The organism is Chlorogloeopsis sp. ULAP02 (genome assembly GCF_038404745.2).
Classification (GTDB): Bacteria; Cyanobacteriota; Cyanobacteriia; order Cyanobacteriales; family Nostocaceae; genus Chlorogloeopsis.
Window position 1 is genome coordinate 1 of the sequence record NZ_JAYKTT020000048.1, and the last position, 23119, is coordinate 23119.

17 protein-coding genes are annotated in these 23119 nt (G+C 41.0%); 9 read left to right on the top strand and 8 right to left on the bottom strand.

The features are described from left to right. The first annotated feature begins 561 nt into the window (after positions 1–561). The 3 genes from U2718_RS16820 to U2718_RS16830 all read left to right on the top strand — a co-directional run bounded on the left by U2718_RS16820 (position 562) and on the right by U2718_RS16830 (position 7094). Entirely contained in the window at positions 562–3591 is a 3030-nt protein-coding gene (locus tag U2718_RS16820) for an SMC family ATPase (protein WP_342001795.1), read from the top strand. A gap of 228 nt (positions 3592–3819) precedes the next feature. Beyond that, positions 3820–6474 (top strand): GAF domain-containing protein, encoded by a 2655-nt coding sequence (locus tag U2718_RS16825; RefSeq protein WP_342001793.1) that lies wholly within the window; start codon positions 3820–3822, stop codon positions 6472–6474. Between the two features lie 179 nt (positions 6475–6653). Then, positions 6654–7094, top strand: coding sequence for an OsmC family protein (locus tag U2718_RS16830; protein WP_342001791.1), 441 nt, complete (start codon positions 6654–6656; stop codon positions 7092–7094). 223 nt (positions 7095–7317) lie between these two features. Here the strand turns inward: U2718_RS16830 and U2718_RS16835 are convergent, their stop codons facing one another. Beyond that, on the bottom strand, positions 7318–8970 hold the full coding sequence (locus tag U2718_RS16835) for a metallophosphoesterase family protein (protein WP_342001789.1): 1653 nt from the start codon (positions 8968–8970) through the stop codon (positions 7318–7320). A 455-nt stretch (positions 8971–9425) separates the two neighbouring features. Here U2718_RS16835 and U2718_RS16840 point away from each other — a divergent pair, with 455 nt between their 5' ends. From U2718_RS16840 to U2718_RS16850, 3 genes are all read left to right on the top strand, one after another. Next, positions 9426–10748 (top strand): OmpP1/FadL family transporter, encoded by a 1323-nt coding sequence (locus U2718_RS16840; protein WP_342001787.1) that lies wholly within the window; start codon positions 9426–9428, stop codon positions 10746–10748. A 524-nt stretch (positions 10749–11272) separates the two neighbouring features. After that, entirely contained in the window at positions 11273–11689 is a 417-nt protein-coding gene (locus U2718_RS16845; RefSeq protein WP_342001785.1) for a hypothetical protein, read from the top strand. A 93-nt stretch (positions 11690–11782) separates the two neighbouring features. Then, positions 11783–13039 (top strand): FAD-dependent hydroxylase, encoded by a 1257-nt coding sequence (locus U2718_RS16850; RefSeq protein WP_342001783.1) that lies wholly within the window; start codon positions 11783–11785, stop codon positions 13037–13039. A 299-nt stretch (positions 13040–13338) separates the two neighbouring features. Here U2718_RS16850 and U2718_RS16855 read toward each other — a convergent pair whose 3' ends face one another. From U2718_RS16855 to tyrS, 4 genes are all read right to left on the bottom strand, one after another. After that, positions 13339–13542 (bottom strand): hypothetical protein, encoded by a 204-nt coding sequence (locus tag U2718_RS16855; RefSeq protein ID WP_342001781.1) that lies wholly within the window; start codon positions 13540–13542, stop codon positions 13339–13341. 560 nt (positions 13543–14102) lie between these two features. After that, entirely contained in the window at positions 14103–14774 is a 672-nt protein-coding gene (locus tag U2718_RS16860) for a hypothetical protein (RefSeq protein ID WP_342001778.1), read from the bottom strand. Continuing rightward, positions 14771–15490, bottom strand: a complete 720-nt coding sequence (pyrF, locus tag U2718_RS16865) for an orotidine-5'-phosphate decarboxylase (protein ID WP_342001776.1) — start codon at positions 15488–15490, stop codon at positions 14771–14773. The genes U2718_RS16860 and pyrF overlap by 4 nt, the downstream gene beginning before the upstream one ends. Before the next feature lie 75 nt (positions 15491–15565). Then, positions 15566–16735 (bottom strand): tyrosine--tRNA ligase, encoded by a 1170-nt coding sequence (gene tyrS, locus U2718_RS16870; RefSeq protein WP_342001801.1) that lies wholly within the window; start codon positions 16733–16735, stop codon positions 15566–15568. A 177-nt stretch (positions 16736–16912) separates the two neighbouring features. Between tyrS and U2718_RS16875 the strand changes: the two genes are divergently transcribed. Continuing rightward, positions 16913–18835: a transglycosylase domain-containing protein gene (locus tag U2718_RS16875; RefSeq protein WP_342001775.1), complete on the top strand. Its 1923-nt coding sequence runs from the start codon at positions 16913–16915 to the stop codon at positions 18833–18835. Positions 18836–18976: 141 nt separating this feature from the next. Here U2718_RS16875 and U2718_RS16880 read toward each other — a convergent pair whose 3' ends face one another. Beyond that, positions 18977–19300: a DUF1825 family protein gene (locus tag U2718_RS16880; RefSeq protein WP_342001773.1), complete on the bottom strand. Its 324-nt coding sequence runs from the start codon at positions 19298–19300 to the stop codon at positions 18977–18979. Positions 19301–20585: 1285 nt separating this feature from the next. On the opposite strand from U2718_RS16880, the gene U2718_RS16885 reads away from it, so the two are divergent. Continuing rightward, positions 20586–20960, top strand: a complete 375-nt coding sequence (locus tag U2718_RS16885; protein ID WP_342001769.1) for an NINE protein — start codon at positions 20586–20588, stop codon at positions 20958–20960. Between the two features lie 238 nt (positions 20961–21198). Continuing rightward, on the top strand, positions 21199–21741 hold the full coding sequence (locus tag U2718_RS16890) for a ComEA family DNA-binding protein (RefSeq protein ID WP_342001766.1): 543 nt from the start codon (positions 21199–21201) through the stop codon (positions 21739–21741). A gap of 50 nt (positions 21742–21791) precedes the next feature. Here the strand turns inward: U2718_RS16890 and U2718_RS16895 are convergent, their stop codons facing one another. After that, positions 21792–22091 (bottom strand): hypothetical protein, encoded by a 300-nt coding sequence (locus U2718_RS16895; protein WP_342001764.1) that lies wholly within the window; start codon positions 22089–22091, stop codon positions 21792–21794. Between the two features lie 64 nt (positions 22092–22155). Beyond that, on the bottom strand, positions 22156–22752 hold the full coding sequence (locus tag U2718_RS16900) for a DUF3177 family protein (RefSeq protein WP_342001762.1): 597 nt from the start codon (positions 22750–22752) through the stop codon (positions 22156–22158). Positions 22753–23119: the final 367 nt, after the last annotated feature.

Below are 23119 nucleotides of genomic sequence, written 5' to 3' on the forward strand. Positions count from 1 at the left end.
ATTAAATGCATCTTGATGACACAAGCAATTCCTGACTATCATCAAAATCCTGACGATTTGAATTCCCAAAATCCCTTCTATTCCAGCTTTGCCAAAGGGAAAAAACAAAGGGAATACCAAATAGTTTCAATTTTTCGCGATGAGGGTAAAATAGCAACGCTTTCTGTGACTTGCTAAACCTTGTGATTAAAATTTGCGCCTACCCCCTGCCATTCTTTCTACGTTCTACACTTTCTGGTCAAAAAACTTCTTGTTCTGTTTTCATCAAAAAAGTTTGTTAATGAACTTAAAGATATGCTGTTTATCCCTTGTTACACCACCTCTGACTGTAGAAGTTGTCAAGAGTAGTTGAAGAATAAAGTGAATTCTGTCAGACTAGGTTTTATTTTTATATAACTATAGTAAAAAAAGGTAACTTAACAGGAAAAAATGTCTCATGCTATTGTTAACAATTGTAAAAATAGAGTCTTAAAGACTAGAAACATGATTTTTAGCTAGTTAGACTAGCAAACAGAGTACTTGTGCTGCTACTTATTAAAAATGTGTGGTTTTCTAGCCTAGATGATTCCAGTACAACTCATCCTGAAAAACTTCCTCAGTTATCGTGATACGACTTTAGATTTTCGCGGATTACATACTGCTTGTATTTGTGGAGCCAATGGTGCGGGTAAATCTTCCCTTTTGGAGGCTATTACTTGGGCGATTTGGGGAGAAAGCAGAGCTGCTTCTGAAGATGATGTCATCCACACTGGTACAAAAGAAGTGCGGGTAGATTTCACCTTCAAAACAAGTGGACAACAAACTTATCGGGTTATTCGCACCAGAGCGCGGGGTGGTAGTAGTGTTCTGGAATTTCAAATCGAAACGCCAAATGGTTTTCGTTCGCTGACTGGTAAAGGTGTCAGAGCAACGCAAGATTTAATTTTACAACATATAAAACTGGATTACGATACTTTTATTAATTCTGCTTACTTGCGCCAAGGTCGTGCAGATGAATTTATGCTTAAGCGTCCTAGTGAGCGCAAAGAGATATTAGCAGAGTTATTGAAACTTAATCAATACGATGAATTAGAAGAACGGGCAAAAGAATTATCGCGTCAGTTTAAAGCCAAAGCAGAAGAGTTAGAGCGTTCTATAGAGTCGATGAAATCTCAACTGCAACAGCGAGATGCGATCACCCAAAAACGTACTGAGTTAGAAAACGAATTGGAGCGGCTGCAACAGGTACAAGCTTTTGAAAATGTCCAATTACAAAGTTTGCAAGTTGTACAGCACCAACGCCAAAACTGGGAAGAGCAACTGAATTTTGTTAGGCAACAATACCAAAATCTCACAGGAGATTGCGATCGCCTTGAACAAGAGCGAGCCAACTCAAGAAGTCAGCTATCTTCATTAGAAGAGTTATTAACTCAAGAATCCCAAATCAAAGCTGGATACGCTCAGTTCCAAAGTTTGCAAACTCAAGAAGAAGCCATGAGCGCTAAATTTGCAGAATACACCCGCGCTCTTACAACTCGTCAGCAAAAGCAGCAACAGCTTAACAAACAAATTCACGATTTGGAACGGCAACTGCAACAAGCACAGGCGCAGTTGGAAGCTTTGCAACAACAACAACAGGAGATTCAGCAAACTCTGAGCAAGTCAGGGGAAGTAGAAGCAGCTTTGGCACAATTAGCAGCGGCACGTCAACACCTTGCCCAGCTAGATCAGTTGCAAATGCAAGTAGCTCCTTTGTTACAACAAAGGGCAACTTTACAAAGCCAAATAGATAAAACTCATGCCGGGTTAGTAGCACGATTAGAGCAACTAGAAGCCACACAGAATCAATTGCAACTTTCACGGCGACGTCAACCGCAACTACAACAAGCGGTAATGGAAGTAGCAGTACAGATTGAGGAATTAGAGAAAAAGCGGGTATATTTGCAACGAGTCCAAGAAAAAGGACAGGAAAGACGTCACTTTATTGAAAGATTGCAAGCACACCAACGGGATTTTGAAAGGCTGTTGGGAGAATTAGAGCAAAAATTGCAAATGCTCCAGACTCCGAATGCAATTTGTCCATTGTGTGAACGTCCTTTGGATGAACATCACTGGAATCGCGTGGTGGACAAAACTAAGACTGAGTACAAGGATACGGAAGAGCAGTTGTGGGTAGTTCGCGAACAAATGGCTGTCTCAGATCGAGAAATTCAGGTATTGAGGCAGGAATATCGCGAGATATCTCAGTTATTATCTCCCTATGATGGGTTGCGCGAACAAAGGGGACAATTGGCAGCACAGTTGCAAGCTACCACTGATGTTGAACAGCAAATACAACATATTGCCACAGAAAAGCAACAACTAGAGCGATCGCTGCAAATTGGAGACTACGCTCATAACAAACAAGCCGAACTCCGTGAGCTAGAACAATATTTGCAACAACTAAACTACAATGAGCAAGATCATGCCCTAGCTCGTAATGAAGTGGAACGCTGGCGTTGGGCAGAAATCAAGCAAGGGCAGATTAAGGATGCAACTAAGCGAGAAGCACAAATAGCAGCACGCCAACCTGAACTAGAAGCACAAATTGTCCAACTGCAAGCCACCATTGGGCAGGCGGCGAGTGATTCTGAATGCGCTCAAGAAATTGTTGCCTTAGATCGCTACATTAGCGAACTTGGCTACGATACAGAACAGCATAACAATCTACGAGCCTCCGTCCGTCAAGCCCAAGCTTGGCAGTTACGCCATCAACAACTACAAACCGCGCAACAACAATATCCGCAAATTCAGACAAGAGCGCAAGAACTACAGGTGGCTTTGCAAGCGAGGTGGGTGGAACGGCAAAAACTCAAACATCAAATCGACAGTATTGTTCATCAACTCCAAGAAACTGCCAACCCAATCGCCCAAATTCAAACTCTAGAACAGCAGTTAGCAATTCGCAGACGTCAACTTGACGAACAACTTGCCCAAGTTGGGCGTTTAGAGCAAATGGCTCATCAGTTGGAAGTTCTCAAGCATCAATACGAACAACAGCAACAACAACTGCAAGAAGTCAAGCACCAATATCGCACTTATCAGGAACTAGCACAGGCTTTTGGTAAAAATGGCATCCAGACGCTAATGATTGAAAATGTCTTGCCTCAACTTGAAGCAGAGACAAATCAGTTACTTTCGCGCCTGAGTGCAAATCAATTACACGTACAATTTGTAACTCAAAAAGCTGGACGCAGCGGTAAATCTACTAAGAAAAATAGTAAGTTGATTGATACTTTGGATATTTTGATTGCTGATGCCAGAGGGACGCGAGCTTATGAAACTTACTCTGGTGGAGAAGCGTTTAGAATTAACTTTGCCATTCGTTTAGCCTTAGCAAAATTATTGGCACAAAGGGCTGGAGCGGCATTACAGATGTTAATCGTGGATGAAGGCTTTGGTACTCAAGATCACGAAGGATGCGATCGCCTGATTGCAGCAATTAACGCGATCGCCCCCGATTTTGCCTGTATCCTCACCGTTACCCATATGCCCCACCTCAAAGAAGCTTTTGCTGCTCGCATAGAAGTTAATAAAACTCAACAAGGCTCACAGTTGCGCCTACTAGTTTAAATTTAAATAACAGCCGTATTTTTTCGGTTATATTTTTTGTCAAAAATAATATATCATCATAACAATTCTACTGAATAGACTTCTTGTAAAGATAAGCACAGTCTTAGCATGATATTTTAATATAGGGCTGTGCATCTTCTTTGTTGGAAAGTACGCACAAAAGTAGAACGAAGGCAGGAGGCAGGAGGCAGAAAGCAGAAGGGAAAAAAGTTTTTTAACTCTATCAATATGGTTACAAATAATACTAAATATCACAGCAGCAAGAAAGGGTATTTCTCCAAGATTTCATTCGAGCAAAAAAGATTCCTGCGTCAAATACCAGTAGGGGTAATGCTATTGGGAGCAAAGGCAGAAATTTTATTTTGTAATCCCATCGGTTGTAAATTGTTACAACGTTCAGAACAAGAATTATTAGGAACTTCTGCTTTTGGGCATACCTGGCAAGTTACACAAGTAGACAATACAGCTTTTGCTAACCCCCATTTACTACTTTCTCGCCACGAAAATCTGATTTTGGGTATTTCTCATCCCAATAACTGCGAACGCATTTGGTTGCTGGTAAATACGCAGCCCCAGGATGGTACGGAACAGGTAATTTGTACCTTTAGTAATATTATTGAATGGCAAAGCTGCGAATTGATCCTGCGTCACACCCACAATCGCTTAGAACAACAAAACCAGGTGCTTTTATCACTGGCAAAAGGCAGAAACTTGGCACAAGGCGATTTAAATACCGCTTTAGATAAAATTACCGAAGCCGCCGCCACTACCCTCGGATTAGAACGCGTCAGTGTGTGGCACTACAATAGCGATCGCTCCAAAATTCACTGCCTCAACCTCTACGAACAAACCCCCAATCGTCATAGCTGCGGTGTAGAACTTAGGGCAGTTGACTACCCAGTATACTTCCAAGCCTTGGAAGCAGAGCGTACCATTGCTGCCGATAACGCCTATACAGATGCGCGTACCAGTGAATTTAGCACAGCCTATCTGCCTGCTGTAGGGGTTACATCTATGTTAGATGCACCAATTTGGGTGGAAGGTGAAATGGTAGGTGTTGTCTGTCATGAATATACAGGCGGTGTGCGCCATTGGACTTTAGAAGAACAAAACTTTGCAGGTTGTATAGCAGACTTAGTAACTTTAGCGATTGAGGCAAATCAACGTCAAAAAGCTGAATCGGAACGTAAACAGACTGAAGTTGCCTTGGCGAAGCGGGAACATTACCTGGCAACGCTGGTAGAAGTACAACGGCGATTGCTGGCTGATGATACTGCTGGAAATTGTTACGCACATATCTTAGAATTACTTGGACAAGCATCAGGAGCAAGCCGCGTTTACTTGTTTGAGAACCATCAAGACAAAACAGGATGCTTACTTACCAGTCAGCGTGTCAAGTGGTGTGCAAAAGATGTCAAACCAGAAATCGATAAACCAGAACTGCAAAACGTATCCTTGCAAAAAGTTCTTCCCCGTTGGGGAGAAGTTTTAGGAAAGGGTGAAATCATTGCAGGTATAGTCGCCGAATTTCCAGAATCTGAGCGAGAAATTCTTGCCTGCCAAGAAATTCTTTCCATTCTGCTTTTACCTCTAACTGTAAATAACACATTTTGGGGTTTTATAGGCTTTGACAATTGTATGGAAGCACGCGCTTGGGATGCATTAGAAGTAGATTTGCTGGCAGCAGCAGCGGCAGCAATAGCTTTGCACCAAGAACGAGCCTTGGCAGAAAAAGCCTTGTTTGAGGCTAAAGATGAACTAGAAATTCAAGTTGACAAGCGAACACAAGCTTTACAAGATACAAATGAACAATTATTAGTGGAAATTGTCGAACGCTCCTCTGCCGAACGTGCCTTGCAAGCAGCAGCCCAAGTAGCGCAAAAGCACAGTTTAGAGTTACAGCAAGCCTTAGAAAATCTTAAAAATACTCAAACTCAACTTGTGCAAAGCGAAAAAATGTCTTCTCTTGGTCAGATGGTAGCTGGTATTGCTCATGAAATCAACAATCCCATCAATTTTATTGTTGGTAACTTAACACATGCCGAGCAATACATATCCAGCTTAATTGATATGTTGTGTCTGTATCAAGAAAATTATCCTCAACCAGTCTCGAAAATTGTTGAGCGATCGCAAGACATAGATTTTGACTTTGTAGTCATGGATCTGCCAAAGCTTTTAGAATCTATGCAAGCTGGCGCTAAACGTATTAGTAATATTGTCCTGTCTTTAAGAAACTTCTCGCGTCTTGATGAAGCGGAGATGAAACGAGTTAATCTGCATGAGGGAATTGACAGTACTTTATTAATTTTGCAGCATCGATTCAAAGATAATCTCTGCCATCCTCAGATTGAAATTATCAAAGAATACGGTGACTTGCCTGCTGTTGAGTGCTATCCAAGCAAGCTCAACCAAGTCTTTATGAATATTCTTAATAATGCTGTAGATGCATTAGAGCGAGTAGGAAAAGGAGGGGGAGAAACAGATGAGGAAGATAGGGAAAATGGGAAAGAGAAAAACTCCCTACACTTTCCACCCGCTTTTTCCCACGCCCTTCTTCAAACTTCCCACACTTCCCAATCCCCAGTACCCAATCACCAGTACCTAATTCCACAAATTCGGATTCGTACAGAGCTTGTTTGTTCGAGTAGAGTTCGCGTCAAAATTATTGATAATGGGGCTGGAATGAGCGAACAAGTTAAAGCACGAATATTCGATCCGTTTTTTACTACTAAACCCGTGGGTAGTGGTGTCGGCTTGGGATTATCGATTAGTTACCAAATTATTGTCGAAAATCACAAAGGTTTTTTGAACTGCACTTCCGAGCCAGGGCAAGGATCAGAATTTATGATTGAAATTCCGATTCGGCAGACAATTGCTGTTTAGGATGTTTGTGGAGAATGCGATCGCCTGGCAGCGATGGTGTAAGGTAATAACTTACATAGATTGTGTCTGAGCAAAAACCAGTCTAAAATTCAAATCTTTATTTCTACCCAGTGAGATATGCATTAGCTATTTAACCATACTAAGATGAAATCGCTTCTTTAAATCAAGGACGTGGGAGTATGGCAGCCTTGAAGCGTACTGCAAAAGCCGTATGGCATGGAAACTTAAAAAGCGGCAAAGGTGAAATTCATGCTACCAGTGGAGTACTCCAAGAAACCCCCTACAGCTTTGCAACCAGATTTGAAAACTCCCCAGGTACTAATCCAGAAGAATTGTTAGCCGCTGCTCATGCTGCTTGTTACAGTATGGCATTCGCATTTACATTGAGTGAAAAAGGATATCAGCCCCAGAGTGTGCAAACGCAGGCAACTTGTACAATTGAACCGCAACAAACAGGTGGTTTCAAAATTACCAAAATGCGTCTAGAAACTCAAGGGCAGGTTACTGGTATTGATACAGCATCCTTCCAGCAAATTGCGCAAGAAGCCGAAGCAGGATGCCCTGTCTCCAATGCTTTGCGTGGTGGAGTAGAAATTGAACTGCACGCCACTTTAATCTGAGTACAGTATAAATACTAATTAATTTATGGGCAGGCTTTCACAAAAAATCTAATACAAATACAGACTGTGTGGAGCCGCGATATATCGCAGTTGGGCAAAATTCATGTGTATTGTAATTAACGTGAATTAGTATGAAATTAGGTAGGCACTGCTTAACTTTCCTCAAATCCTTATTTTGATGTCGTGAACAGTACCCACCCTACAAAAATTGCTGCCTCCCCTACTAACCACTAACCATCTTAAACTCATCAAATTTAATCACTTCCCCATCTGGCTTGCGCGTATCAAAACGATAGCTACTTACTGTACCTGTACCCGTATCAAAGATACTGAAAACTGTGATGTCATTACTGGAAATATACGGCATTGGTTGCCCATCCTCATCTAGTATCGGCGCAAGCGTCGGTACTACTGGTTCTAAGCCATATGGATCGCCAATTGCTACGTAATCATGACTATGCCAAGGTGGTAGGTTCTTACGCTTTTTATCTCCATAAGCAGCACCGTAAGAGTTACCGACATTAGAAGTTTCGATAAAGTGCATTCCACAAGAACTACAAAAGCGATTCCATAAATGCGAATGCCCAAAAAATACTAACTGCACTCCAGCTGCTTCCAAAAGTGGCAATACATCGCGAATTATATAATCTGCTTGTTTGGGGTATTCGTAACGCACTGTCTTGATTTTGCCATCTTCATCCCGTTCTATTATCTGTACTGGATCTGTATAAGGAGGTATAATATTATCTCCTAAAGTATGGGGTGGATGATGCAGCATTACCACTTTATACTTGGCTTGTTTAAACTCAAGACTGTTGAGTTCTTGCAATAACCAGTTGTACTGTTTGCTACCTTTGGCAATCGGCTCATAAATATGCTGTCCGTAACCCCAATTTTCAGGATGATTTAATTCTGTTTCTGGCTCGCCGTATTTTCCTTTGTGTCCGTCATCGCTACTACTATAACGCCACATATTTGTAGCGTATAGCACTACCAAATGCACATCGCCAAAGCTGACTGCATAGTAAGTTTTTCCACCTTCTATACTCTGTGGAAGGGTAAAAATTTCTTCGTAGGTATCGGTATTAAAAGAATTTTCTTTTAACGAGTTCTCTGCGTACAAATTGAAGGCAACTTTACGGGGAATTGTATCGTTAAATTCTTCGTTTAAACTCCCTTCTTTAGCAAAGCGCCCCATAATCTCGTGATTACCAATGCAAGTAAACATTGGTGCATATTGAATAATAGCTCCCCCTGTGTAGATTGTTTTTTGGTCATTGTATGTCATTTCATAATTGGCACGACCTTGTAAACAAGGAAAAAACGCACCACCGCGATTATCGTCAAACCATTCACTAGCGCGATCGGGGATATTCGCTAAGTCACCTGCAAACCAAACTGCATCTACTTGCCCGATTGTTTCTACCACCTTTTGTAAATTGGCTGCCACCATAGGCTTGATTTGATGATCGGAGGTGAGGAGAATTTTCAATGGTGTGCCGGAGGTAGGATTTGGTGCAAGGTTAAACACCTTACTACTAACACTTTCCCCATCTTCACGCACACTTGTAACTTGATAAGAAGTTCTATTGTCAGGAGTTAAGTTAATTACTTCAGCCTCGTGCCGCCAAATATGACGTTTAACCGGATATTGATAAATTTGTCCATCTTGAGTTTGACTTCTCACACGTGATTGTTGATCTTCACGAGTGCGAGTCAGTTTAGAAGTTTTAGCAAAGACAGTTTGAGTCAAATTCTCACCGTAAGAAACCATGTGTTTGTAACCAGCAAACTCGGTAAACCACACAACTCTCACAGAAGTTGAGGTTGGCAGTTGCAAAAATGGATCGGTGAGCAATTGAGGTGGCAATGTCATAAGCTGTCGTACATATAATTGCTGATTTATCAGAAGACGCCCACAATACAATTATTCTGCTTAATACTGATTTTTTACTTTCGAGATTAGGCGATCGCCTATATACCTATGTAATAGCAAGTTTACTATTGAAAAATTACATATAATTTATGTTTTATTTGCATAACACTTGTTCACTTTTTTATTCGAGTGAGTAAGGATATTCCCAATTGAGGATATTCTCATGCTTTTATAGTTATTGCTCCCCTCCCTTGTGGAGGGTTTTTTATGGGTGCCAATCGGCTGCTTCGCGTCAAGTAAAGCACTTTACTAATTTTGAACAAATAATACTTGACGTTAAAGCTAACCAGTAGAACTGGTAAAATCCGCTATCACCAGCCAAATTTTGCACACTCAAATCACCTAAAACCTTGTTTGCCAAAAAGCAAACAAAATTTTTGGACTTAGCAATTAAAATGCAAAGCTTAAAATTACAATTTTGGTTTCTACTCCCAACAATTGCTTTAACTGTCTGCCATCATTCCCAAGTTGCCCAAGCTTCTGGGTTTGCTCTATCTGAACAAAGTGTGAAAGGTTTAGGTAATGCTTTTACTGGAGGAGCGGCAGTAGTAGATGATGCCAGCACAATCTTTTTCAATCCGGCGGGATTGACGGAATTAGAGGGTAGCTCTGTTCAGGGTGGTGCTTTCTATATTGCACCAACAGTCCGCTTTAAAAATCAAGGATCATCATTATTTAACGGTACTCCCCTGTCTGGGGGCGAAGGTGGGGATGCGGGCGTCAACGCCGTAGTACCGAACTTGTATGCAAACTGGAGTGTTTCCGATCGCATTAAACTTGGCATTGGTGTAAATGTACCATTTGCACTGACAACCGAATATGAATCAAACTGGGTGGGACGTTATCAAGCAGTGAAATCCCAGCTGACAACTATTAATATTAACCCAGCGATCGCTGCAAAGTTAAGCGAGCAACTTTCAATTGGTGCAGGTGTGAATCTGCAATACGCCAACGCTGAACTTTCCAATGCAATTGATTTTGGCTTAATTGGGCTGAGTGCTGGATTGCCAACACAACCCCAATCTGCCGATGGTTTTGTGAAAGTGGAAGGTAACGATTGGAGCTTAGGCTATAACCTGGGTATTCTTTATAAACCTGACAACAATACCCGGCTTGGATTAGCGTATCGTTCTGCTATTATTCACCAACTTAGAGGAGAAGCAGATTTTACCGTTCCCACCGCTGCTGCGGCTCTTACCCAGCGTGGAGCATTCACAGATACAGATGCTGAAGCAGAATTAAAACTACCTGATACACTTTCTTTAAGTATTTATCAAAAAGTTTCTCCCAAATTTGCCTTGATGGGAGATGTAACTTGGACAAACTGGAGCCGTTTTGATAAATTGCAAATTGACTTTGATAACCCAGCCCAATCAAGTACAGTACAACCGCAAAATTGGCGAGATACGATCCGAGTCGGTTTGGGTTTTAACTACCAAGTTTTGGAGCAACTGACTTTACGGGCTGGGATTGCTTACGATCCTACTCCAGTTAAAGATGAGTATCGCACTGCTCGAATTCCAGATAGTGATCGCACTTGGTTAGCTGTGGGTGCCAGTTATCGACCTTCAGATTCTCTAAGTATAGATGTAGGCTATGCTCATTTGTTTGTTGATGATGGTTCAATTGAACAAGTCAGTAGAGCTGAAGGAAGTCTCAGAGGGAAGTACGAAAATCAAGTGGATATTGTAGGAGTGCAGTTAAACTGGAGCTTTTAACTTTGCTGTAGTCACTCTGTCATATCCTTAAGGAGGATAGAAGTCATTAGGATCTACTCCATCGGGAAACAAAAAAATTTCCTCACCTGAGCGCAGTCCATCATAGTAAAGTTGAATTGCTTTAGATAAGGTACAGAACTTAATTGGAACCCATCTGCTGTTGAATAAAAAGTAGACAACAACTCGGCTTGCTGTGTACTCATCCAACGGGAGTGGAAGTTGCCACGGTGATAACACTGTTTGCGTAAATTATAACTTTTTGTTATGACTAGTACTTATAATTTGGGATAATAGGTATTTCTAACACCCATCCCAAGTAAGGTTACCTTACCTTTCCTAAGTGAGAATTGAGGGCGATGGGCAAGGCTTCCGATCCATTGTTTTCGGTGAAAAAAGTATGCATGAGTTACACATCTTCCAATCGCGCCAAGTTATTTAGCCTAAAAGCACAAAGATATTTACTAAATCAACTCATGTTCTACCCTAGAAAATATAGCTAGATTAAACTTTAACTTGGGGTAACTATGAAAGTTTTAGGGCTAGCCCTAGCTACAGCCCTGTTTATACTAGTCACACCTGCTACAGCTGCGGAGTATCAGGGGAGAAATATAGATGGCAAAAAGTTAGCTGCCAAGGCTTACTATTACGCAACTGGTGGAGTTTACAACGTTCAGGTAAGATTCAAGGACAATAGAGCCACAATCTATTTTGATGGTGGTTCGCAAACAACTATACGGCTGAAGCAGCGAGCGATCGCTAATCCAAATCATATTGAAGGTTTCGGAAAATTAGGGCAGTTTCCTCTAGGTGGAATTTTGAGTATCGGTTTAGATAATGACAGTAATTTCATCGGTAATTCTCAACTGTCTGACTCTCCTCTTGCAGGCTTCTGGAGAATCAGTTTAGATTCAAAAGCTTTGCAAAACTTCATTCGCAAGTAACAAAAGCAGTTCTCCCTTGCCTCTTACTGCACTTGCCCTCCATAAGCTAATCGCGTAAAAATAATAATTAAAATGCTGTAATTTCTCTTAACAATGGCTCAAGCACAGCTTTTACAACCTATTTCTCCTGCTCAAACAGATACATACAAGCAGGGATACGATTACGATTTAGTTATTGTCGGCGGCGGAATCGGCGGCTTAACTCTCGCCTCAGCTTTGAAAGATTCCGGGTTAAGCGTGCTACTAGTGGAGGCAAAAGTAGAATCAGCAGCGGTATGCAAAGGGCAAGCTTACGCCGTGCATATGCTGTCGGCGCTGATTTTTCAAGGAATTGGAGTATGGGACAAAATATTGCCCCAAATAGAAGTTTACCGTCGCGTTCGCCTTTCTGATGCTGACTATCCAGATGTAGTGGAGTTTGCAACAGCTGATATAGGTACTAAAGATTTGGGCTATGTGGCAGAACATCAAGCACTGTTGTATCCATTGCAGGAATTTGTTCAAAATTGTCCTAACGTCACTTATCTTTGCCCCGCAGAAGTAATGAGTACCGATTACCAGCAGGATGTGGTGGCAATAGAAATCAAAGTGGCAGAAAAATTGCAGACAATCAAGAGCAAATTACTTGTAGCTGCCGATGGTTCGCGATCGCGTATTCGCCAAGCTGCTGGCATTAAAACTCACGGCTGGAAATATTGGCAGTCTTGTATTGTGGCATTCGTTAAACCTGAGAAATCTCACAACCACACTGCTTACGAAAAATTTTGGTCTAGTGGCCCTTTTGCAATTTTACCTTTGCCGGGAAACCGCTGCCGGATCGTCTGGACTGCGCCCCATGAAGAAGCCAAAGCTTTGTGTGCTTTAGATGACGAAAAATTCTTAAGTGAATTAAGTCGTCGTTTTGGCAACCAAATGGGCAAGCTGGAATTACTGGGCGATCGCTTTATTTTTCAGGTGCAGTTGATGCAAAGCGATAGCTATGCCCTACATCGACTTGCTTTAGTTGGTGATGCGGCACACAATTGCCATCCGGTTGGTGGACAAGGTTTGAATTTGGGTATTCGGGATGTAGCAGCTTTAGCTCAGGTAATCCAAGAAGCACACCAAGTCGGTGAAGATATTGGTTCTCTCAAGGTACTCAAACGCTACGAACGTTGGCGCAAGCGGGAAAACTTGGTTATTTTAGGTTTTACTGACTTGCTAGATCGAATGTTCTCCAATCATTTCTTGCCTTTGGTGCTACTTCGTCGCTTGGGTTTATGGTTTATGCAGCGATTACCTTTGCTCAAGGTATTTACTCTCAAGTTGATGATCGGCTTAAAAGGAAAGACTCCCAAAATCGCTCAATAAAGTTAACTTTTGAGCACTCTGCGGAACTTTAGATTTAAAGCCTAAATTTTACCCCATCATTCAACTTGAATATCAGGAAAGATAGGATGATATGGCAGCTTTACTGACAAATATTGTTTAAAAGATAGAGCAAACAGGGGCATATTTTTCCTAATAGCTTTTAATATGTTGTACAAGGTAAACAAACTTGTATTTCAGGACTTGAATTTAAAAACTTTATTTGATGCGATCGCCTACTACATCCTGGGTAAAGTATGAAAAAGGGATACAGCATTCTACTGTACCCCTAACTTTACTTCCTACTCTTGCTCGTTTGGTTTTTGCGGACGCTCAACAGCAGCAGGGTTAACTTCTGCTTCATCGGTTCTAGTAGAAGTATCACTGCGATTTCCTACAACTTCTTGAGGATCTTGTGCAGCATCATCGGCAGCATTTGTTAAACCGCTGGCATTAACGTTGGGTTTGGCAGAAGTGCCTTTATGACTTGCGTTTCCACCAGGCATAATCTTTCCTCAACTTGCGTAACTGAATATACTCAGCTTAGATTCGTAACAATGAGGAATACCCTATCTCCAGGCGTAAATTTGTACTACATTTCTACTGCTATAGGTACTTTCTCTAGTTATTTTTGGGCTGCCGCTAAAATTCTCTAATCGCGAAACACCAACTAACTTTGATAAACTCACCTTATAAGTATGATCCAGGTATTTGTTGCAGAAAATAGGTATAACAGGTTTGTGTCTGATAAAATCTGGTAAATTCAGCTTTTCGGTAAAGCGATCGCCTTCTTAACACGCAAGTAACATCTAAATAGCTATTTATATCTTCTGATATCAAAATATCTTCCTAAAGAGAGAAGGTATACATGATAAAAATCTCTCTAAAGAAAGAATTATGGTTGAAATGAATGATTAAAAATACTAATTAAACACGATGTGAAAAATCACCGCATCCCACATAACACAATGACACCCTTGCCATGGCTATAGCTATGGCATTTACATTTTTCATATCATAATTTGACTCACAAAAACGTGGAAATTTAACTAAGTAGAATGGCAACTTACTTCTTGAAGTTCTCACGCAAGCTTCCTGCACGACAATCACGCAACCACGACTTAATCGCTTGAGCAACAGCACTGTTACTACTATCCCGTGGTGGAGTGGGTGGTTTTTGTTTGGGATAGGAACCTGTCTGAGAAAACATCATTACCATCCACCAACCATTTTGAGATTTTATCAAAAATAACCAATGGAATTGCTGCAATTCAACAGCTTTCCCTTTGACATACTGCCTTTCTAAGGTAGTAAAGAATACTTGTTCTACTCCTTCGGAAGTGTATTTTGAAGTTTCCAGGTTATCTTCGGCAGGGTTAAGTGGTAGCGGTGTAAATTCAGGTCTTCCTGCTACCAGCATATAACTATAAATATCAACTGACCTTTTGAGACGTCGAGCACGTTGCGTGGCTCTATTGGAATAGGCTGGTAAATCCCGCAACAGCCGTGTAGTTAATGTTTCTATATTTTTTTCAGAACAAGTAGTTGTTTCTTGCTCTGGCTCATCCCTCTCCATCGTTGAAGAGGGGAGAATATTTCCACCATTTGTGCTGGTGGAAAGGGATATTAGGGAAGTGAGGTTAATCGCTAAAGCTTGATAATTTAGCCAATCGCAAATCAAAAAAACAAAAGCTACAACCCACAATCTATAATTTATCTTTCTCACACCTAAATTCATGCCAGCACTGCTAACTCTTCGCAGATTCTCTTCCAAGCTAACTCAGGTTCTACAGCAGCAGTAATCGGACGCCCAATCACAAGGTAATTTGCTCCTGCCTTTAGTGCTTGTACTGGAGTCAGCGATCGCTTTTGATCGCCTTTTTCTGCCCAAGTCGGACGTACCCCCGGACAAACTAACAAAAAGTCATTGCCACACGTTTCCCGTAATTGCGATACCTCTTGGGGCGAACAAACTGCGCCATCCAACCCAGATTCTTGAGCTAACAGTGCCATGCCAAGGGTATACTCTGGCAACTCTAGAGGAATTTTTAAATCAAAAGCTAGCTGCCGAGAAGAAATACTAGTCAGCAGGGTGATAGCAATAAGTTTTGGTGGTTGCACACCCGCTTGTGCAGCTCCTGCCTGTACTGCCTCTGTTGCCGCTTTTAGGGCATCACTACCAGCAGTAGCGTGAATTGTGAGCAAATCTACTCCATAACGAGCCGCCGCACGGCAAGCACCGACAACGGTATTGGGGATATCGTGAAATTTTAAATCTAGGAAAACTCGCTTCTGGCGGGATTTTAGCTCAGTTAAGATTTTTGGCCCTGTGCTGGTAAACAATTCTAAACCAACTTTCCAAAAGCTGACTTGTGGCAACTTCTCAACCAGAGCGATCGCCGCTGCTTCATCCGGCACATCTAAAGGAACAATAATTTTCTGATCGGGATTCATCTGTAGTTCATTATCAAAATTAAGGGGCTAGGGACTAGGGACTAGGCTAGATTCTTTCCTAGTACCTAGTACCCATTAATTTACAAATCTGACAAACTTGTTTTTCCCAAGTTGTAAAACTCGTCCGTATAATTCACTTGCTTCCTGGAAAGAAGTATCCACATCGGTGATGCGATCGCCGTCGAGTCGTACCCCGCCTTCTTGAATTTTTCGTCTTCCTTCTCCACTGCTTTTGCACAATTGAGTAAGATTGAGAAGGTAGAATAATTTGGCTGGAAATTGCACCTGAGCAAGAGAAAATTCAGGTACATCACCTGCTTCAATCAGGGTGATGGCTTCTTGTCCGTGATACTGCCTGACTATTTCTTGCGCCAATAATTTTTGGCGATCGCGTGGGCTTTCTGGCAATTTATCTAAAGATAAATCAGTCAGCAGTTCAAAATATTGTTTTAGCAGATGATCTGGAACACCCTGCAATTTTTGATATTTTTGTGCTGGATGTTCCAATAAACCTACGTAATTACCAAGAGATTTAGACATTTTTTGCACACCGTCAGTACCAATCAAAATTGGTAGTAGTACTCCAAATTGGGGTTTTTGTCCAAAATGGCGCTGTAAATCCCTTCCAACTGCTATGTTAAATTTTTGGTCAGTACCACCCAACTCAACATCTGCCTCAACCGCGACAGAATCATAGCCCTGCATCAACGGATAGAGGAACTCATGCAGAAAAATAGGATTCTCTTTTTTATAACGTTCAGCAAATCCCTCCTTTGCCAACATCTGTCCTACAGTCATAGTAGAAAGTAACTCTTGAATTTTTTCTAAGTCCAACTTAGAAAGCCACTCGGAGTTATACCTTACCTCTAGGGAGCCAGGTGTGTCGAAGTCTAATATTGGCCGTACTTGCTCAAGATAGTTCTGAGCGTTTTTCGCTACTTCTTCTTGTGTAAGTTGACGACGTACCTCCGATTTTCCTGTAGGGTCGCCAATCCTAGCCGTAAAATCTCCAATAATCAGCACTGCTATATGACCAGCATCTTGAAACGCTCGCAGTTTTCGCATTGGTATGCTATGACCAAGATGAATCTCCGCACCCGTAGGGTCGATTCCATATTTGACTCGCAAAGGTCGAGTTGTAGTCGTTAAGACCTTTTCTAAACTGTCAACTTCACTGTCAGAATCAGTTGGTTGTGGAAAAATTTCTGCAACACCACGATGCAACCAAGAAAAATCTTGCGTCATACTACTAAGAGATTGATTTTTACCTATGCTTTGTACTATCGAAGTAAGGTTAGTTCTAGTCACTAGCAATTATTCCGTTTGTCCATCTGCTCAAACTAATATAATTGCAAAAAATTAACTGCCTTGCTTCACCGAAGAAATTATAGTTATATTTACAAGTGAGGAAGTGATAACACCGTGTCGTCAAGTACTTTTGAAGATAAAGAATCTCAAGCTGGCGCTTCATCCGGCTTTGAGTTTTTAAAAGGAGTCGGTCAGGTAGCTGGCGGTACCCTGCTGTCAATCACGATGCTGGCAAGTTCTGTCGTGGCAGGAGGACTAGTTGGTTTAGCAATTAGTTTCCGTAACTTGCCAGATGTCAGGCAGTTACGTAACTTCTTACCATCCGAAACTACTTACATATTTGATATTAAAGGCAAATTATTAACAAGAATACACGGAGAAGCCAATCGAGAAGTTAAACCTTTAGATAAAATTTCTCCGGAACTCAAGCGGGCAGTTCTAGCGAGTGAAGATAGCGACTTTTACTATCATCACGGCATTAATCCTAAAGGCGTCGGACGTGCTGTAGTCACCAACTGGGCAGCAGGTGGAGTACGCGAGGGTGGTTCCACCATTACCATGCAGTTGGTAAAAAACCTATTTTTGAGTCACAGGCGGGAATTTACCCGTAAAATTGCAGAAGCAGTACTGGCAATTCGTTTAGAACAAATTCTCTCTAAAGATCAAATATTGGAAATGTACCTCAATCAAGTGTATTGGGGTCACAATAACTACGGAGCGCAAACGGCAGCGCGCAGTTATTTTAATAAATCAGCAGAACACTTAAATTTAGCTGAGTCGGCAATGATGGCGGGCTTGATCCAAGCCCCAGAAGAATACAGCCCATTTGTCAACATGGAAAAGGCTAAATATCAGCAAAAAGAAGTGTTAGGACGGATGCTCTCTTTGGGCTGGATCACCCAAAAAGAATATGATGATGCCCTCAATCAAAAAATCACATTGGGCAGAATTAAGTCATTTCAGGGTAGTGCGCTGCCTTATGTAACAAACAGCGTTGCTCAGGAAATAGCCAGGAAGTTTGGACGTGAGACACTCCTTAAAGGGGGTATGCGAGTCCAAACTACTGTTGATGCCGATTTTCAAAGAATGGCCGAGGAAACTGTCAGTAAGTGGCATAAAAATCTTCTCGGTCAAGGATTGTCTAAGAATCAAATGGCCCTTGTGGCAATTGATCCGCGCACCCATTTTGTCAAAGCACTGGTAGGTGGCGTAAACTCTAAAGCTGGAGAATTTAACCGAGCAACTCAAGCTTATCGGCAACCAGGATCTGCCTTTAAACCATTTGTTTATTACGCTGCTTTTGCAACTGGTAAATACGGCCCAGAAACTGTAGTTTCTGACACCCCAGTCAGTTATCGAGATGGTAGCGGTTGGTACAGCCCACGCAACTACGATGGTGGTTTTCAGGGTTCGATGACAATTCGTACCGCTTTGAAGTTGTCTCGTAACGTTCCGGTAATTAAAATTGGCAAATCTATAGGTATGAATAAAGTTGTCGAGACTTGTCGTACCTTGGGAATTATGAGTCCAATGGAACCCGTAACTTCTTTACCTTTGGGTGCTATTGGGATGACACCTATGGAAATGGCTGGTGCCTATGCTACTTTTGCAAATTATGGCTGGCAATCACCAACAACAGTAATTATTCGTATCACCGATAGTGCTGGCAATGTGTTGTTGGATAATACTCCTAAGCCACAGATGGTTCTGGAACCTTGGGCAGCAGCAGCAGTAATAGATACGATGCGATCAGTAATTACTGATGGTACTGGTAAAGCTGCTGACATCGGTCGTCCAGCTGCTGGAAAAACAGGTACAACCTCTTCAGAGAAGGATATCTGGTTCGTCGGTACTGTACCTCAGCTAACAACTGCTGTTTGGGTTGGTAGGGATGACAACAAACAACTGGCTAGTGGTGCTACAGGTGGCGGCAAAGTAGCACCCGTCTGGCGCGATTTTATGCTCAAAGCGCTCAAGGATGTACCAGTAGAAAACTTTAAATCACCTTCTCAGTTTCCTCGCCCCAAAGCAAAATAGAGGTACTAGGGACTAGAGACTAGCGACTAGGAGATGATAAATCAGAGTATAGAAATTAAGAACTAGGAATTTTTTATTTAGAGTTTTGATTTTAGAATTCTGTCCCTCTTCTGCTATTCCCTAGCTCCTATCCCCTATCCCCTAAGGTTGTTTTTCCAGTTCTGCTTTCATCCGTTCAAGGGTGAGTTGCATTTGGTCGAACATTTGCTGTGGAGTGACGCCAAACTGACTCAGCTGAGTTTTCAACTGCTGTACAGTCATTTGCGCCATGAAATCTTCAGATAGCTCGAATCGCTTCATAAAAATACGATACCGATCCATCATGGCTTCCATTTGCTCAATAAACAGCTTTTTTCCCTCGCGATCAAACTTGCCGTAGTTGTTACCAAGTTTGATCAAAGCTTGATAATCTTCAAATAGCTGTTTAGCTTCTTGCTGAACTATCTCAGAGTCAAAGAATCCCATGTTACTTCTATATAAATGAGTACCGTGAATCAGTAGCTCACTCTATTTTCAAACTTTTGCCTCTACCTATTATTCTAGTCTAGGTAAACAACACACAGAAAAAACTTCGGTTAAAGTACGGTTTATTATCGAAATTTCACTACTTGACGAAGTAGGCAAGATGATAATTGTACGTTAATTACCAAAAATAGAAGGACTCAGAACCCTGACTTCTAGAATTAAGTTGGGGTTTTTGTCATTCACCAATACAGATCTGCTTGTGATTAGAATTTGCAAACGCGGATGCTTGAGTAATGATAAAGCAATCAAGTTTAGCTAGAGAAGTTGGTTTGACTGTAAACCTACTCAGTAAAACAGCAAGAATCACAGTTTTTGCTATTGACAAAGGTTCGGTTGTTTCTTGTAATGTAATTCTTAATATAGAAACGCATTTTAGAGCAAAAGGATTTTGAAAGTTAAGTTTTTATACCGACGCAGATAGACTCTTGCCATACCTCAAATTTTTTGTTTGCAATGCACTAAAGTTAGCAAGGCATAATATTCACTTTGATTTGGCTCTAGTTTGATTGCGTGCCGCAATTGTTGTATGGCTGTTTTCCAATTCGCTTACTTGATATAAGCAATAGCTCTCTAATAATAACGTTGTGCGTAATTGTAGACAGACGGATTACCATCATTGTGTTTTTCAGATAAGGTTAGTGCTACTGATTCAAGTGCAAATGTTGGAAAAATAATAGTAGATTTCTTCTGAATACAACATTCTCTATTTTGAAATTTGAAATAACCTCAATTTAATTTGTTAATCGGTTTTAGCCAATAATCTAACGTCAAAAGATTTGTGACATATTAATAATGTGGTTATATCATGTTTGGTCTGTCAAAACAAAAAATATAACGCTAATATTAAAACTAGTTGTAATCTTCACTCTTGGTTAGCTTAAAATAGCAAGTATAACTACTAGTATAGTTATTTGAACCTTTGGTTAATTTTTGATAATAGCCGTAAGATTTCCATTGGAAATGAAACCACTGTGTATAGAAATTTAACAGAAAAGTTTTTTTGACAGTAAAACATTGAAAAGAACTACTAGAACTAATGAACAAATTTTACAAAAGAGTAAGTGATATAGATAAATACTGAAACTTGCTGGTAGTTACGGGGTATGGCAAAAATAAAAGTGTAAAGAACTGCCAAATCTGTGGTTATGGTGGTAACGCTCCCCACCGTATCTTGGGTGGCTGTCTGACCGTAAAAAATATGGTAGTAGTGAATTAATTGAGAATTATGTTAACTAAGCGAAAAAGCCGAAGTGTTGCTGCCGTTTTAGCTTTTGCTGGTACACTGACAATTTCAGGATTACATAAGTTTTATTTAGGACAGCCGCTGTGGGGTGTGTTGTATGTGTTACTTTCTTGGACACCCATTCCCAAAGTAGCTAGTGCCATTGAGGGAGTTTGGTACTTAACACAGGATGAAGAAGCTTTTGATCGCAATTTTAATCAGGGTAAGTCTGCTACTCGCAACTTGTACTCAGGAGCAAATCAAGTGGGAGCGATCGCCGAAGCTTTACGTGAGTTAGATGCTCTACGTCAAGATGGATTGATTTCTGAATATGAATTTGAGCAAAAGCGCCGTCAGTTACTCGATCAGATTTCTTAATTTGATAATAGTTGATAGGGGCGGGTTTTGTTGATTATCTTTCGCTTAAAACCGAGGATTTATCTTTTAAACCCGCACGCCAGTCGCTACAACGTGCTTAACCCGACGCCAGATGACGCCAGTCGCTACAACGCGCTTAACCCGCAAGGGCGCCCTGGCTCCGCAACGTGCTGCCTCCCGTACAGTAGTTAGTAGTTGATTGTTAACTACTAACTACTACCCACTATCCCCAAACGCTATGAATCAGGATTGGCTATCATTTCGACTCAACCCCAGACTACAAAAATTGCGTTCTAAACTACTGAACGATCCTTATTATCGACTGCAATCAACAGAAGAAATTACGATCGCTGCCTCCTTAGGTATCCGCATAGATGCTAATCAGGCAACTGTAGATGATTGGTTGCGCTTGCCGGGCTTATCGATTCACCAAGCGCGATCACTTGTGGAAATTTCACGTGCTGGTGTTAAATTTTACTGTATAGAAGATGTAGCTGCGGCACTAAGTGTGTCTGCACAGCGATTAAAACCTCTAGAACTAATCCTGACTTTTAGTTATTTTGAAGACGAAACTGAAGATAATATTACCTATGTCATCAATCCCAATACAGCAACAGTTGAGAGTTTAATTAAAGTACCTTTTATAGATACATCTTTAGCGGAAGCAGTCGTAGAAAATCGCCTATTACAAGGGCCTTATCAGAATTTAGTTGATTTCCAGCGACGGCTGAATCTATCCGGTGATATTCTTGCTCAACTAATGTACTATCTCAAGTTTTAATCAAGACGCTGATGTGATTTATTTTGTTAACCAACAATAGTCGGAGTAGATTACACTCCCACTTGTAAAAGTAAAGCTTGCATATGTTCCCAAGTTAAACCTTGTTGGATATAACGAGGAGCTTCAGGATTGTAAGGGCTATAAACTCGGTCTATTTTGAGAATGTTTGCTTCTTCTGGCAAAATCGGTACATCAGGATCAAAGGCTGTAGGACGCATCAAAGAACTAGAAAATCCTCGAAAAATAGCAATTTGGTCTTCTTCTCCAGCAATTTCTACCCTCACAAGTAAAACTTCTTGAGGACGTTTGGTAGTGTATTGTTCCAGTCTTTTACCTACAGAATTTTCCATATAGGTGTTTTATTAGTAGCTAATTGCTTTTTGACCATGAGCACCCTCGCAAGATTTTTACACCCTATTGTTGTGTTGCTGAACGTCCCTGTTTACCCAATTTAATTAAGACAAAATAGCTTAAGTAAAGCACGTAAATTACTAAACAAATAATGGCAAGAATGCCAAGAAAGCCAGGACTAGTTCTAGGATGGAAAAACTCTTTAAATAGTAATGGTGCCTCTAGCCAGACACGACAATTGGGATTGTTGCTTAGATTTGTAGAAAAAGCACAACCTAAAAAAGGTATAAAGGCAAGTGAACCTAAAATACAATAAAAAGTTGTAGCCCATCGCCAGGAAGTAAAGGTTAGCTTTAACGGGCCATTAGGATAATACTCAATTTCATCATTCAGATCCACCCAAAACCAGAGAGAAATAGGTATCAGGATACGAGCCATAAACCCAGAAATAAAACTGACTGGATATTGGGCAATCATTAAGTAAATCGTAATGACTAGCAAGCTCGATACTCGCCAATAAATAGTCAACAAGCGTTGCATTCCCTCGGCTTTTTGCACAAATGCCCAGATTAAAAGAATAAGGGGAATAATCACTGTAAATAATACTGCTAGTCTGTAATCCATCCAAACTAGGGGACGAAACCAAACTTCATTATTCATAATACTTCCAGGAACTTTAAATAATAGCTAGATAATATACTTATACCTAATAGCTAAAAAATTTATGAGGCTGTTAGTAGCAACTCTAAAACCAACAACTTATATACTGCAATAAGTAAATTCCCTTAATTAGCCTCAGGGAGAGTTAGGGAACTCACCCTTATTGGCAGAATTCTTGACGCCTTCATCATGAACTCAAAAAGTGAGCAATTTTCTGGTTGCTTTTTCAGAACACACCTGAGAATTGCTACTTCCTTTTCTTATGTCATTACAAAGAATTAAACAAGAAAGAGTAAAATCTTGAGCTTCAGAAAATATGAAGGAGCAAGAGTGGAAAATTAATTAAATAGCTCCGAGTAGCTGGTTG

Bases quoted from the DNA above. Each gene is read 5' to 3' on its own strand.
- U2718_RS16820 (WP_342001795.1), top strand. From the start codon at position 562: ATGATTCCAGTACAACTCATCCTGAAAAACTTCCTCAGTTATCGTGAT.
- U2718_RS16825 (WP_342001793.1), top strand. From the start codon at position 3,820: ATGGTTACAAATAATACTAAATATCACAGCAGCAAGAAAGGGTATTTC.
- U2718_RS16830 (WP_342001791.1), top strand. From the start codon at position 6,654: ATGGCAGCCTTGAAGCGTACTGCAAAAGCCGTATGGCATGGAAACTTA.
- U2718_RS16835 (WP_342001789.1), bottom strand. From the start codon at position 8,970: ATGACATTGCCACCTCAATTGCTCACCGATCCATTTTTGCAACTGCCA.
- U2718_RS16840 (WP_342001787.1), top strand. From the start codon at position 9,426: ATGCAAAGCTTAAAATTACAATTTTGGTTTCTACTCCCAACAATTGCT.
- U2718_RS16845 (WP_342001785.1), top strand. From the start codon at position 11,273: ATGAAAGTTTTAGGGCTAGCCCTAGCTACAGCCCTGTTTATACTAGTC.
- U2718_RS16850 (WP_342001783.1), top strand. From the start codon at position 11,783: ATGGCTCAAGCACAGCTTTTACAACCTATTTCTCCTGCTCAAACAGAT.
- U2718_RS16855 (WP_342001781.1), bottom strand. From the start codon at position 13,542: ATGCCTGGTGGAAACGCAAGTCATAAAGGCACTTCTGCCAAACCCAAC.
- U2718_RS16860 (WP_342001778.1), bottom strand. From the start codon at position 14,774: ATGAATTTAGGTGTGAGAAAGATAAATTATAGATTGTGGGTTGTAGCT.
- pyrF (WP_342001776.1), bottom strand. From the start codon at position 15,490: ATGAATCCCGATCAGAAAATTATTGTTCCTTTAGATGTGCCGGATGAA.
- tyrS (WP_342001801.1), bottom strand. From the start codon at position 16,735: ATGACGCAAGATTTTTCTTGGTTGCATCGTGGTGTTGCAGAAATTTTT.
- U2718_RS16880 (WP_342001773.1), bottom strand. From the start codon at position 19,300: ATGGGATTCTTTGACTCTGAGATAGTTCAGCAAGAAGCTAAACAGCTA.
- U2718_RS16885 (WP_342001769.1), top strand. From the start codon at position 20,586: ATGTTAACTAAGCGAAAAAGCCGAAGTGTTGCTGCCGTTTTAGCTTTT.
- U2718_RS16890 (WP_342001766.1), top strand. From the start codon at position 21,199: ATGAATCAGGATTGGCTATCATTTCGACTCAACCCCAGACTACAAAAA.
- U2718_RS16895 (WP_342001764.1), bottom strand. From the start codon at position 22,091: ATGGAAAATTCTGTAGGTAAAAGACTGGAACAATACACTACCAAACGT.
- U2718_RS16900 (WP_342001762.1), bottom strand. From the start codon at position 22,752: ATGAATAATGAAGTTTGGTTTCGTCCCCTAGTTTGGATGGATTACAGA.